10 protein-coding genes are annotated in these 12,721 nt (G+C 66.2%); 3 read left to right on the forward strand and 7 right to left on the reverse strand.

What is annotated here, in order from left to right; genetic code table 11:
- Positions 1-41: 41 nt before the first annotated feature.
- Both D3I60_RS13095 and rpsT read left to right on the forward strand, forming a co-directional pair.
- Entirely contained in the window at positions 42-656 is a 615-nt protein-coding gene (locus tag D3I60_RS13095; protein ID WP_262776731.1) for a type II toxin-antitoxin system PemK/MazF family toxin, read from the forward strand.
- Positions 657-901: 245 nt separating this feature from the next.
- Positions 902-1,162: a 30S ribosomal protein S20 gene (rpsT, locus tag D3I60_RS13100; RefSeq protein WP_262776732.1), complete on the forward strand. Its 261-nt coding sequence runs from the start codon at positions 902-904 to the stop codon at positions 1,160-1,162.
- A gap of 129 nt (positions 1,163-1,291) precedes the next feature.
- Here the strand turns inward: rpsT and holA are convergent, their stop codons facing one another.
- From holA to D3I60_RS13125, 5 genes are all read right to left on the reverse strand, one after another.
- The gene (holA, locus tag D3I60_RS13105; RefSeq protein WP_262776733.1) at positions 1,292-2,275 is read right to left on the reverse strand and encodes a DNA polymerase III subunit delta; all 984 of its coding nucleotides are present in this window, start codon (positions 2,273-2,275) and stop codon (positions 1,292-1,294) included.
- Between the two features lie 60 nt (positions 2,276-2,335).
- Positions 2,336-4,450 (reverse strand): ComEC/Rec2 family competence protein, encoded by a 2,115-nt coding sequence (locus D3I60_RS13110; RefSeq protein ID WP_262776734.1) that lies wholly within the window; start codon positions 4,448-4,450, stop codon positions 2,336-2,338.
- A gap of 208 nt (positions 4,451-4,658) precedes the next feature.
- The gene (locus D3I60_RS13115) at positions 4,659-5,594 is read right to left on the reverse strand and encodes a ComEA family DNA-binding protein (protein ID WP_262776735.1); all 936 of its coding nucleotides are present in this window, start codon (positions 5,592-5,594) and stop codon (positions 4,659-4,661) included.
- Between the two features lie 127 nt (positions 5,595-5,721).
- Entirely contained in the window at positions 5,722-6,582 is an 861-nt protein-coding gene (locus D3I60_RS13120; RefSeq protein ID WP_262776736.1) for a DegV family protein, read from the reverse strand.
- Positions 6,583-6,593: 11 nt separating this feature from the next.
- On the reverse strand, positions 6,594-7,901 hold the full coding sequence (locus D3I60_RS13125) for a UDP-glucose dehydrogenase family protein (protein WP_262776737.1): 1,308 nt from the start codon (positions 7,899-7,901) through the stop codon (positions 6,594-6,596).
- 95 nt (positions 7,902-7,996) lie between these two features.
- Here D3I60_RS13125 and D3I60_RS13130 point away from each other — a divergent pair, with 95 nt between their 5' ends.
- Complete coding sequence (locus D3I60_RS13130) at positions 7,997-8,713, forward strand: hypothetical protein (RefSeq protein WP_262776738.1); 717 nt, start codon at positions 7,997-7,999, stop codon at positions 8,711-8,713.
- A gap of 103 nt (positions 8,714-8,816) precedes the next feature.
- Here the strand turns inward: D3I60_RS13130 and nadE are convergent, their stop codons facing one another.
- Together nadE and leuS are read right to left on the reverse strand one after the other, a co-directional pair.
- On the reverse strand, positions 8,817-9,650 hold the full coding sequence (gene nadE / locus D3I60_RS13135; protein ID WP_262776739.1) for an ammonia-dependent NAD(+) synthetase: 834 nt from the start codon (positions 9,648-9,650) through the stop codon (positions 8,817-8,819).
- A gap of 96 nt (positions 9,651-9,746) precedes the next feature.
- Positions 9,747-12,662 carry a leucine--tRNA ligase gene (gene leuS, locus D3I60_RS13140; protein ID WP_262776740.1) on the reverse strand — a complete coding sequence of 972 codons (2,916 nt, stop codon included), beginning with the start codon at positions 12,660-12,662 and terminating at the stop codon, positions 9,747-9,749.
- Positions 12,663-12,721: the final 59 nt, after the last annotated feature.

Consider the following 12,721-nt stretch of genomic DNA (forward strand, 5'->3'; position numbering starts at 1 on the left):
TCTTTGCAGCCTGTGACAGCCGGCTCGTTTAGGCTGGACGTATGAATTGGAGATCACTGGTCAATCGGGCCGCGAAAATCGGTGTCCGCGAAGGGCTGCGCTATCTGCGCCAATCGCAGTCGAGGAAGAACTCCGGAGGCGCATCGCAGCCAACGGATGCCAGCCGGCCGAATCCGGCACGGTCCGGCGGTGGAGGTGCCGCCTCGGCGGGTTCTGCCGATCGTTCCGACTCGGGCGGCCAGGGCGGATCCGGTGCGTATCCCGGCGATTACACTGGCTCGATCGCGGTCAGCTACTCCCCCGACCTCGACGGCGACGCCGATCCGGGCGAAGTCGTCTGGGGGTGGGTCCCCTTTGAGGAGGACCACTCGCAGGGCAAGGATCGACCGTCCCTCGTCGTCGGACGTGACGGCAGATGGGTGCTCGCGCTCATGCTCACCAGCAAGGATCACATCCCCGGCGGCGTCGGCGAGGTCCGGCAGGACCGGCACGCGAAGTGGATGAACATCGGCACCGGGGACTGGGATTCGCAGGGTCGGCCCTCAGAGCTCCGCCTCGATCGCATCATCCGGCTCGATCCCGATTCGATCCGCAGGGAAGGCGCGATCATGCCCCGCGATGTCTTCGACCGGGTGGCCGAGCACATCTCCGGCTGAGCCCCGGCAGATCGACCGAGCGAAGCCTTCATCTTCCCTGCGTTGTTGGGCGCACAGGGATTTCCAGCCCGGGACCAGAGCCTGTATCATAGGTGATTGTGTCTTCATCAAGGCGTGTGTCTCGCCGAGGTCGGGTGAAGACGCCGTCGGATTCGATGTCGTCGATGTGTTTCCCCGCGGAGATGATCCTGTCGGTTCGATGCGCCCTCACGACCATGTACCACTAACACGAAAGAGTGTTGAAATTGGCTAATATCAAGTCCCAGATCAAGCGGATCAAGACCAACGAGAAGGCTCGTCAGCGCAACAAGGCTGTCCGGTCCGAGGTTCGGTCCTACGTCCGCGTCGTTCGCGAGAACATTGCTGCCGGCAATAAGGCAGAGGCACAGCAGGCTTATGCTGTGGCTGCCCGCAAGCTCGACAAGGCTGTTTCGAAGGGTGTTCTGCACAAGAACAACGCTGCGAACCGCAAGTCGCGCCTGGCCACGCAGATCAACGCTCTCTGAGCGCACGACTGAGGCTATAGCTTCACGGGGTCCGAACCACACGGTTCGGACCCCGTTCTCTTCCCTATTACTACCTGACGGCGGCCCAGCAACCTCGCGCGAGGTTGCTGGGCCGCAGTCAGGTAGTAATCAGCGGAGGCGGGCTAGGCGGGCGACTTCCGAGACGAACCATTCGACGGCGTAGACAGGGTCGCGTCCCCCGCCCTTGACGGCCGCATCGGCCTCGGCTGCAGCGATGAGCGACTGGCCGAGCGCCACCTCATTCCACCGCCTCACCTCCCGGCGGGCCCGATCGACCTGCCACGGTGCCATCTTCAGCTCGGAGGCCAACTCTCCGCTGGTGCCGGAGAATCCCTGCACCTTCGCCATGCCGCGCAGCTTCATCGCGACTGCCGCTACCAGCGGGACCGGATCGGACCCCGTCGACAGGGCATGCCTGAGCAGGCTGAGTGCGTTCTTCGCGTCTCCGGCCACTGCCGCATCGGCGACCTTGAATCCGGTGGCTTCGACCCGTCCGCCGTAGTACTGGTCGACGACCTCGGCGGTGATCGTGCCCTCGGTGTCTTCGATGAGCTGGTCGACTCCGGCATTGAGTTCGGCGAGGTCGGAGCCCAGCGCCGACATGAGCGCGGCCATTCCCGCCTCGTCGATGCGCCGCTTCGCGGTCTTGAACCGAGTCTGCGCGAACTTCGCCCGATCGCTTTCGTTTTTCAGCACCGCCGCGTCGACGCGGGGAAAGCCGGCGGAATCGAGTTTCTTGATGAGCTTCGCTCCCCGATTGCCGCCGGCGTGCAGCAGCACCACGACGGCGTCATCGTTCGGAGCGTCCAGATAAGCCAAAGCGTCAACCAGGAAGTCCTCCGAGCACTTTTCGACGGCATCGACGACGATGAGCTTCGAGGACGAGAACAGAGACGGTGAAGCCGCCATCGCCAACTCGCCGGACTGGTATCCGGCAGCGTCGAATTCGATCTCTTCGGGATCCTGTTTCCGTGCGGCCGACACGATGCCGTCCTTGGCCATGCGCACGAGCACCGATTCGCCACCGGAGATCATGACGACAGGGGCGGGTTTCGCCGAGCTCCACGGGATCAGGGTCTTCTTCACTGCCATGGACCACAGCCTATCGCGGCTGCCCGACATGACCGGCATGGCGGACCAACACCCGCCATCTCATCCCTTGTCCTCCGGACACCTGTGACCCGTGCTGAATCGACTCTGCGCGTAGAGCGCGACCGAACCGCAGTGATCGGTGCGCAGCACAGGCACGGGGCCGAAGGATCGCAGTGACTTCTCGCTCGGATGCCCGTAGCTGTTCTTCCCCACCGAGACGACGCCGAGGCCGGGAGCCGCGGCCGCGAAGAACTCGGGAGCCAGATCGGAGGAACCATGGTGCGGTGCGACGAGCACATCCACCGGCCCCACCTGCTGGGCGAGCACATACTGCTCCTCGGCTCCGACGTCGCCGGGCAGCAGAGTGCTCAGACCCTCCTGTTCGACCCGCACCACCAGGGAGTCTTCGTTGCGCAGCTCCTCGTCCTCTGCCGCAGGCACCGAACGCAGGGGCGGCCACAGCACCTCCAGGCTCGCTGCCTCGAAGCTCAGCGTCCGGCCGCGGTGGGTGGGGACCGCCTCGGCGCCGATGTCAGCGATCACGCGCCTGGCTTCGGGCGCGGTCGCGACGTTCGCGGAGACGAACAGCCGATCGACCTTGCGCCCCCACGTCGTGCCCGCATAGCCGGCGAAATGGTCGGCGTCGAAGTGGGAGATGAGCAGATCGAATTCCTCGATCCCGGATTCGTCGAGGCAGGTGTCGATGGGTTTCGGCTCACGCCCAGTGTCGACGACGAGACCCCGACCATCACCGAGGTTGATGATGGCAGCCGAACCCTGACCGACATCGCAGACGAGCACCAGCCAGTCCGCTGCAGGCGGCTTGGCCCTCACCGTGACGATGACGGCGGCCGTCAGCAGGCAGCACAGGACGAGGACGGGCAGACCCCAGAGGCGACGACGTACGAGCATCCACGTACCGGCCACGGCGAGGCCGAGCAGCCCGAGCGCCAGCAGCGTTCCGAGCGGCGGCACCGGCCAGTCCAGTGCCGCTCCCGGCAGTGCGGCGCAGACTCGGGCGACGAGGACGATCCACCAGGCCGGGAAGGAACCGATCCACGCCAGCAGGGCAGAGGCGAAGTCGGCTCCGGGCAGCCCTGTCGTCGCGATGCCGGTGGACATGAGGCTGAGGAAGCCCGCCACCGTCGCCGGCATGACCGCCGGTGCGGCCGCGGCGTTGGCAGCCACCGACCACAGTCCGATGCGTGGGTCGATCGCCACGAGCACAGGGGTGCACGCGAGCTGAGCGACGAAGGGCACGATGAGCGCGGTCACGAGCACCGTAGGCAGCAGCGGCATGTGCACGGCGAGACGGCGCAGCAGGATCGGGACGACGAACATGATCGCGGCCGTCGACACCACGGACAGGACGAACCCCACCGAGGTGGCCAACACAGGCACGAAGGCGAGCAGCAGGCTGGCGGTCGAGCACATGACCGCGACCGGGGAGATCCCGCCGCCGCGCAGGAAGACGAGTGCCGCCGCAATCGCCATTCCGGCGGCCCGGATGGCGCTGGGTTCGAACCCGACGATGAAGACGTAGCCGAGGCAGGTGAGCACTCCGATGCTCACGCGCAGCCGTGGGCCGGCTCGGCAGGCTCCGGCGAGCAGTCCGGCACCGAGGCTGACGATCGTGACGTTGCTGCCCGACACGGCCGAGACGTGGGCGAGGGAGACGACCCGCATATCGTCGATCATCTGGTCGTCCTGAGGCGAGGTGTCACCGACGACGAGTCCAGGCAGCAGCCGTCCGCCGTCGTTGCCGGCGGCGAGAGAATCGACGCGGAGTTCGGTGCGCAGCCGCTCACGCCACCGCCACAGTCGGTTCGGTTCTTCGAGCACCTGTGGTTCCGCCTCGGACGAGCGGATATCGTCGAGGCGCTGAGTGCGCATCCGCACGGTCGCTCCGTCGGCAGCGATTTTGGGACTGAGCACGTGAGTGAATCCGGTGGTGGTGAGCAGGGTCAGTCGCGTCCAGCCGGACGCGCCGGGTTCGCTGTGGCCGACGACGATCCCCGTGGTCTCGGCCTCATCATCCGGTCCGTGGGCGGCGGCCAGGGCGGTGATCTGGATCGTCAGCAGACAGGTGAAGACGAGAACACCGACACCGAGGTGGTGGTGCCGAAGCAGGATCACGATCCCGAGGAGTCCGAGCATGGGAACGCCGAAGAGCACCCATGGCTCCGGTGACAGGAGAGCGCTGGCCCAGAGCCCGGCAGCACAGCAGAGGAGACGGACGGAGCCCGGCCACAGCGCCGCCCGCTCCCGCACCCAGGCAACCGCAGACGCGCACCCGCGCCGCAGGGCAATCAGTCTGCGCTCCCACGCCTGCCGCCGAGATCGCCTCGTTCGCAGCCGCGAGTGTGCCGCCGCGGGGCCCCGGTCAGCCGATGGTGACAAGGTCTTTGAGGCTTTCGAAGGTCTTCGGCCCGATGCCTTTGACGAGCAGCAGATCATCGACGCTCGCGAACGGCTGCTGGGTGCGGTGGCTGATGATCGCCTCGGCTGTGACGGGTCCGACCCCGGGCAGCGTCTCGAGGGTCGTGGCATCGGCGGTGTTGAGGTCGACCTTCCCCTCCTGACCGGGTGCCCCGCCGTTCGCCGCGGCGGATGAATCTGCGGTTCCCGGCGAACCGCTGCCTCCTCCCACGCCCGCTCCCCCAGTTCCAGACGAACCGGTTCCGTCCTGACCGGTTCCGTTCGCCCCAGCCCCGTTCGCATCGGCACCATCGACGCCGGCTGCCGGCTCTTCGCCTTCTGTCGGGATGTGGATCTGCTCACCGTCGGCGAGCACGCGCGCCAGATTCACCGCGTCGCCGTCGGCTCCGGCGCTCAGTCCTCCAGCGGCTTCGACGGCGTCTTGGACCCGCGCACCTGCCTTCAGCGTGACCACGGAGGGGTCGTTGACCGCCCCGGTGATATGGACGATCACCTCGCCGTTCGCATTCGCCGACTTCGCCGAGGCGGCTCCTTCCTTTCCTGCGGCTGATCCCTCCGATCCCTCACGGGCTTCGCCCGTTTCGCCTCCCGCGCCGGTCGCGGCAGGCGACTGACCGGCTTCCGTACCTCGGCCGGGATCGTCACCGCCGCCCACGGGCGGATGCTGTGGAGCGGGACGGAAGATGAAGAAGGCGAGAACGAGGATTCCGACCATGGCGATGCCGAGAGCTGCCAGCACGGGCAGGCGCACGCGACGGGGCTCGACGGGTTCTTCCTCCCCGGCGGTGTCGGCGGTATAGATGTCGCCAGGCACCCAACCGCCGCGCTCGGCGCTGGCGCCCAGGAGGCCGGCGAAACGATCATCCGGAGACACAGCCATGGTCCGAGGTTAGAACGCGCCGGTACGCAGCGGCCAGGGCAGAATCTTCGCCTGTGGACAGAGCATCTGCGTCCACAGGGCAGAGGTGGTCAAGTCACTCGAGCATCCCCAGTCGGGAGTGTGTGAGTCAGGGTGTGGTCTGCACGGTCACACCGACCGTACCGGGGCCGACGTGCGCGGTGATGATCGTCGACAGCGTCCTGAACGACGAGTCGAATCCGAGCTCGCGCAGCCGTGAGCTCAACAGCTCGGCATCCGCTGTGTCCATCTCCCCTTCGGCGTTCTGGACTTCGACGTGCACGGTGTCCTCGGGGTCGGCCATCTCCGCAGCGGCCTGCGCGGCCAGGGCCACGATCTTCTCCAGGGCTTTGGTGCGAGTGCGCACCCGGGCCAGCGGAACGACGACTCCAGCGCTGAGACCGAGCACGGGGACGATCTGCAGGGCCCGGCCGAGCAAAGAGGACGCGGCGCCGATCCGGCCGCCTCGGCGCAGGTGTTCGAGGCTGCCGGGGGCGAACACGGAACGGGTTTCGGCCGCGCACCAGTCGGCGATGGTTCCGGCGATCGATTCGACGTCGAGACCCTGCCGGATCCCGGCCACGGCCACAGACAGTGCCCCGGCCAGTCCCGCCGAGGTGGTCCTCGAATCGACGACATCGACGAGGATGTCCTCGGCTTCGGCGGCCTTGACCGCGGAATCGCGGGTGCCCGAGAGCGCCGCGGACATGGTCACGACGATGATGGCTTCCGCGCCGTCCTCGTGCAACCGTGCATAGGCGTCGGAGAACTGGGACGGGGTGGCCATGGACGTGGTGACCTCGACTCCGTCGGTCATCTTCGCACACAGATGCCCGGCATCGACCTCACCGTCGGCGAAGGCGACCCCGCCGATGAGCACGGTCAGCGGCACCACCGCGAAGAGACCGCCGGTGGCCTCGCTGAGCGCTTCGCGTTCGTCCGCGGAGAGCTGCGCCGTGGAGTCGGTCACCAGCCCGATTCTCATGGACGGCCCAGGGCTCGGTAGGTCCAGCCCGCTGCCCGCCACAGTTCGGGAGTGAGCACATTGCGGCCGTCGACGAGCACCTTTCCGCTCACAAGGTCGGCGGTCGCCGCCGGGTCCAGGTCGCGGTACTCGCGCCATTCCGTCAGCAGCAGCACGGCTTGCGCCCCGGTGATCGCCTCAGAGGTGTCGGCGACGTAGTCGAGTTCTGGGAACGACTTCTTCGCGTTGCCGATCGCCTGCGGATCGGTGACGGTGACCAGCCCGCCCTGGGTGGCGATGAGCCTGGCCACGGCCAGGGCCGGCGAATCACGGACGTCATCGCTGTCGGGTTTGAATGCGGCACCGAGGATGGTGATCTTCTTGCCGATGAACGACCCGCCCAGGGCATCGCGGGCGATGTCGACCATCCGCACACGCCGGCGCATGTTGATCGAGTCGATCTCCTTGAGGAACGCCACCGCCTGATCGGCGCCGAGTTCCCCGGCCCTGGCCATGAAGGCGCGGATGTCCTTGGGCAGGCATCCGCCCCCGAATCCGAGCCCGGCGTTGAGGAATTTGCGGCCGATCCGGTCATCCATGCCGATCGCATCGGCGAGCTGGGTGACATCGGCTCCCGAGGCTTCGCAGAGTTCGGCCATGGCGTTGATGAATGAGATCTTCGTGGCGAGGAAGGAGTTCGCCGCGGTCTTGACCAGTTCGGCGGTCGCGAAGTCCGTGATCATCCGGGGCGTGTCGTCGGCGAGGATCGAGGCGTAGACCTCGTCGAGAGTGGCGGCCGCGGCCTGCCCGGGCGCACCGTCGGCGACTCCGTACACGAGGCGATTCGGGTGGAGGGTGTCCTCGACGGCATGGCCTTCTCGCAGGAACTCCGGGTTCCACATCATGGCGGCGCCGGTGTCGGAGATGATTCCGGCCAGACGCTCGGCGGTGCCCACGGGAACGGTCGACTTTCCCACAACCACCGACGTCGCAGTCAGGTGCGGGTGCAGGGATTCCACGGCCGCATCGACATAGGTGACATCGGCGGCGAACTCACCGGGCTTCTGCGGAGTGCCCACACACACGAAGTGCACGGTGGCGTCGGCGGCGCGGGAGACATCGGTGGTGAATTCGAGTTTGCCGCGTTCCTGAGCCTTCACGAGGAGTTCACTCAGTCCCGGTTCATAGAAGGGCGGACGACCGGAGGTCAGGGCCTCGACCTTCTCCATGTCGACATCGACTCCCGTGACCTCATGGCCCAGAGACGCCATGGCCGCCGCATGGACCGCGCCCAGATATCCGCAACCGATGACTGAAATCTTCAAACCGAGCTCTCCTGGGTATTGGCATGCGTTTTCGACCACACTATATGCCACCCGGTTGCACGATATGTGGAGGTTGAAACAGTAGGCTTGGATTTGTGAAGCGTTTCCTTGATTTCCTCACCAACTCACCGGCGGCTGTGACGTTTGCGGTGCTCACCGTGCTCGGCATCATCGCCTTCGCCATCCCCGGGCTGCACTCTGCAGCCTGGGTCATCGGACTCGTGCTGTGCCTCGGCGTGATCGCCGCGCTGCTGATGTTCCACGGCGAATGGCGCCGTGCCCAACAGCAGATCGACGCACTGCGCCAACAGCTCAGCGTCGAGCGCGGGCGGATGGACACTCTCGGACTGACCCCGGTCGAGGACAAGGTCGAGCTGCTTCCCGATGAGCGTCGCGCGCGTCGCATCCTCGAGCTCATCCCGGATTCGTCGGGCCTCGTCCAGTCCCTGCGACTCGATGCGACTTTCGCCACCGTCGCCGTCGACGAACTCGAGCCGCTCACCACCTTCTGCGCTGAGTTCAAGAAGGCCAGCTTCGACAACCCGCGTTCGCACACCGCGTTCATGAACCTCTATCGGGCAGCCGAGGGCCTGTCGATCTGGGTGAAGGAGGAGACCCAGGTCTCCCCCGATGATGCCGGCATCCGTGAGATCCGTCCCGGCGATGCTCGCAAGGACGGCTGGCGCGGCTACACCGAGGCTCAGAGCCGGGGCGAACGCCTCAGCGACGACTTCGTCTCCTCCCGGTGGGAGTTCAACCAGACAGCACTCGAACTCGGACTCGTCTCAGGCACCCCACCGTTCAACGACTGACAACGTTCGACAGACGCCGACGTTCGACAGACGACGTTCGGTATACAGTTGAGGCCCTCACATTGTGAGGGCCTCAACTGCTGTCAGTGTTCATCTGCTCGGCTCAGTGCCGGATCCACCAAGAATCCAGCGGAGCCACGGGTGTGCGGCGCTTGTGCTCTGAGCGACGGTATTTTTCGATGAGCGCCGAGGCGGCCGCGGGCTCGATCTCCTTCCCCTCGAGGAAGTCATCGATCTGGTCATAGGTCAGACCCAGCGACGATTCGTCCGTCTGCCCGGGTTCGTCATCGAGCAGATCCGCGGTGGGGACCTTGACGATGAGATGTTCGGGAGCGCCGAGGTGGCGCAGCAGTTCCCGTCCCTGCCGTTTGTTCAGACCTGCCAGGGGGATGACGTCGGCCGCGCCGTCGCCGAACTTCGTGAAGAACCCGGTGACCGCCTCGGCGGCGTGGTCCGTGCCGACGACGAGCGTCTTCTTCTCCCCTGCCAGCTCGAACTGCGCGATCATCCGCATCCGGGCCTTGACGTTGCCCTTGCCGAAATCGGTGATCGGCTCTCCGGTGGCTTTCTCGTACTCCTCGGCGGCCGCATCCGTGGCGGCTCCGATGTTGATCGCCAGCTCATGATCGGCGGCGATGAACGACAGAGCATCCTGGGCGTCGGCCTCATCGGTCTGCACATGGTGCGGCAGGCGCACGGCCCAGAACTCGGCGTAGGCCCCACGGCGGCGCAGGTCCTCCACCGCCAGCTGGCAGAGCCTGCCGGCCAGTGTGGAGTCCTGCCCGCCGCTGATGCCGAGCACGAGTCCTCTGACCCCGGTGGTGAGCACATAGTCGACGAGGAACTCGACACGGCGGGCGATCTCCGTCGCAGGGTCGATCTGCGGTCGCACGCCGAGGGCGTGCCGAATCTCGTCTTGAACTCTGTCGTTCGTCATGCTCTCACCAGTCGTAGTCGGGGTCGAAGCGCCGTTCGGCGCCCGCACTCATGCAGTCTCCCAGATGCCGTGTTACGGCGAAGTATCGGCCAGGTCTCAGGCGTCGGGGACGATGTTGACGAGCTTGGGGGCTCGCACGATCACCTTGCGCACTCCGGCGCCGCCGAGGGCTTTGAGGGCGTTCGGCGATTCGAGAGCCAGCTTCTCGAGCTCTTCTGCGGAGATGTCCGGGGCTACCTCGAGCCGTGCGCGTACCTTGCCCTTGACCTGGACCACGCAGGTCACGGTCTCGGCGACGAGGTGGTTCGGGTCCGCCTCGGGGAAGGTCGCATAGGTGACCGTCGACTCGTGCCCGAGACGTGACCACAGCTCTTCGGCCAGGTGCGGGGCGAAGGGCGCGAGCATGATCGTCAGCGGTTCGAGGACGTCCCGGGGCGCACCGCCCTGTTTGGTGGCATGGTTGGTGAGCACGATGAGCTTGGAGATCGCGGTGTTGAACCGCAGATGGTCCATGTCTTCGCGCACGCCGTCGATGACCTGGTGGAGGACCTTGAGCGATTCGGCGTCGGCTTCGCCGTCTGCGACCACGGACTCGCCGGTGGTCTCGTCGACGAAGAGTCGCCACACGCGCTGCAGGAACCGCTGTGCGCCGACGACGGCGCGGGTGTCCCAGGGACGGTCCTGCTCCAACGGGCCCATCGACATCTCATAGACGCGGAAGGTGTCTGCGCCGAAGGCGTCGTACATCTCGTCGGGCATGACGGAGTTCTTCAGCGATTTGCCGATCTTTCCGTACTCCCGATTGACCTGTTCGCCGTTGTACCAGAACGTGAGCTCGCCGTTCGATTCGGTCCTCTCCTCCACCTCGGCGGCGGGGACGTAGACGCCGCGGGAATCGGTGTAGGCATAGGCCTGGATGTATCCCTGGTTGACCAGGCGGTGGAACGGCTCGGACGAGGAGATGTGTCCGAGGTCGAAGAGGATCTTGTGCCAGAAGCGGGCATAGAGCAGGTGGAGCACAGCGTGCTCCTGCCCGCCGACGTAGAGATCGGCGCCGCCGCGTGGCTTCGAGGCCCGCGGTCCCAGCCAGTACTTCTCATTGGCGGGATCGACGAGGCGTTCGTCGTTGTGCGGGTCCGCGTAGCGCAGCTGGTACCACGAGGATCCGGCCCAGTTGGGCATCGTGTTCGTCTCACGCTGGTAGGTCTTCGGACCGTCGCCGAGGTCGAGTTCTATGTTCGTCCATTCCTGGTTCCGGCTCAGCGCCGGTTCGGGCCGGCTGTCGGCATCGTCCGGCGCGTAGGTCCGCGGTGCGAAATCGTCGACTTCGGGCAGCTGGACGGGCAGCATCTCGTCGGGCAGAGCGATCGGGGTGCCGTTCTCGTCGTAGACGATCGGGAACGGTTCGCCCCAGTAGCGCTGGCGAGAGAAAAGCCAGTCGCGCAGGCGGTACTGAGTGGACTCGGTGGCCAGTCCCTTTCCGGCCAGCCATTCGGTCACCCGGGCCTTCGCCGCGTCGATCTCGAGGCCGTTGATGTCGATCTCGGCATTGGCCGAGTTGATCATCACGCCGGTGCCGGTGAACGGCGCGTCCTCGTCGTGGTCGGCTGGAGGCTGCACAGTGCGGATATAGGGCAGTCCGAAGGCCTTTGCGAAGTCCCAGTCGCGGGCGTCTTCGGCCGGCACGGCCATGATCGCTCCGGTGCCGTATCCCATGAGCACATAGTCGGCGATGAAGATCGGAACCTGTGCCCCGGTGGCCGGGTTGAGCGCATAGGAGCCGGTGAAGATGCCGGTCTTCTCCCGGCTCTGCTGCCGGTCGGCGTCTGTCTTGGCCGCGGCGGCGCGCTGGTAGGCGGCGATCGCCTCGGCGGGGGTGGCCTCTCCCCCGCGCCAGGCTTCGGGGGTGGACTCATCCCAGGACTCAACGGTCAGGTCGGCGACCTGCGGGTGTTCGGGGCTGAGGACGAGGTAGGTGGCACCGAACAGGGTGTCCGGACGGGTGGTGTAGACCTCGATGTCGGAAGCATCGTCACCGGCGATGGGCAGGCGGAGCAGGGCGCCCTTCGACCGGCCGATCCAATTGACCTGCATCGCATGGATCGCATGCGGCCAGTCCAAAACCTCGAGGTCGTCGATGAGACGGTCGGCGTACGCGGTGATGCGCATGTTCCACTGCCGCAGACGGCGCGTGAAGACCGGGTAGCTTCCGCGCTCGGACAGTCCCTCGGCGGTGACCTCTTCATTGGCCAGCACGGTGCCCAGCCCTGGGCACCAGTTGACCGGAGATTCGGAGACGTAGGCGAGGCGGTAGCCCTGCAGGACGTTCTCGCGCTCCGCCGAGCTCAGCTCCGACCAGGTGCGACCGTCGGGTGTGGGGCGTGCACCGGAGGCGAACTGCTCGATGAGCGTGTCGATCGGACGAGCCGCGCCCTTGGCCTCACCATCGGGGGTGGTCGCCTCGGTGTCGTACCAAGAGTTGAAGATCTGCAGGAAGATCCACTGCGTCCATTTGACGAATTCGTCGTCGGTCGTGGCGAAGCGACGGCGCACATCGTGGGCCAGCCCCAGGCGACGCAGCTGCTCGGTCATGTTCGCGATATTGGCGTCGGTGGTGATGCGCGGGTGCTGCCCGGTCTGCACCGCGTAGAGATCGGCGGGCAGCCCGAAGGCGTCGTAGGACAGGGCGTGCATGACGTTGTGTCCGCGCATCCGCTGGTAGCGGCCGTAGACGTCGGTGCCGAGGTAGCCCAGCGGGTGGCCGACGTGCAGTCCCACACCGGACGGGTAGGGGAACATGTCCATGATGTACAGGGACTCGCGCTCGCTGAGGTCGGCCGGGGGACCGTAGGGCGACGAAGCATCCTGGGAGTCGAGCTCGCCGAGGTCTCCGGTGGGGTTCGGGGTGTGGAACGTGCCCGATTCCTCCCAAGTGCGCTGCCAAGACTTCTCGATCTTTTCGGCCAGCGCCGCATCATAGCGGAAACCGGTCTCCTCAGGGTTCGTCGTCATTACCTTCCTTCGCAGAACAGACGTGAGCGGGTTCTGACCATCGTACTCTGAACGCCCCC

The organism is Brevibacterium permense, from assembly GCF_025506275.1.
Lineage (GTDB): Bacteria > Actinomycetota > Actinomycetes > Actinomycetales > Brevibacteriaceae > Brevibacterium > Brevibacterium permense_A.

Bases quoted from the DNA above. Each gene is read 5' to 3' on its own strand.
- D3I60_RS13095 (WP_262776731.1), top strand. From the start codon at position 42: ATGAATTGGAGATCACTGGTCAATCGGGCCGCGAAAATCGGTGTCCGC.
- D3I60_RS13115 (WP_262776735.1), bottom strand. From the start codon at position 5,594: ATGGCTGTGTCTCCGGATGATCGTTTCGCCGGCCTCCTGGGCGCCAGC.
- leuS (WP_262776740.1), bottom strand. From the start codon at position 12,662: ATGACGACGAACCCTGAGGAGACCGGTTTCCGCTATGATGCGGCGCTG.
- holA (WP_262776733.1), bottom strand. From the start codon at position 2,275: ATGGCAGTGAAGAAGACCCTGATCCCGTGGAGCTCGGCGAAACCCGCC.
- nadE (WP_262776739.1), bottom strand. From the start codon at position 9,650: ATGACGAACGACAGAGTTCAAGACGAGATTCGGCACGCCCTCGGCGTG.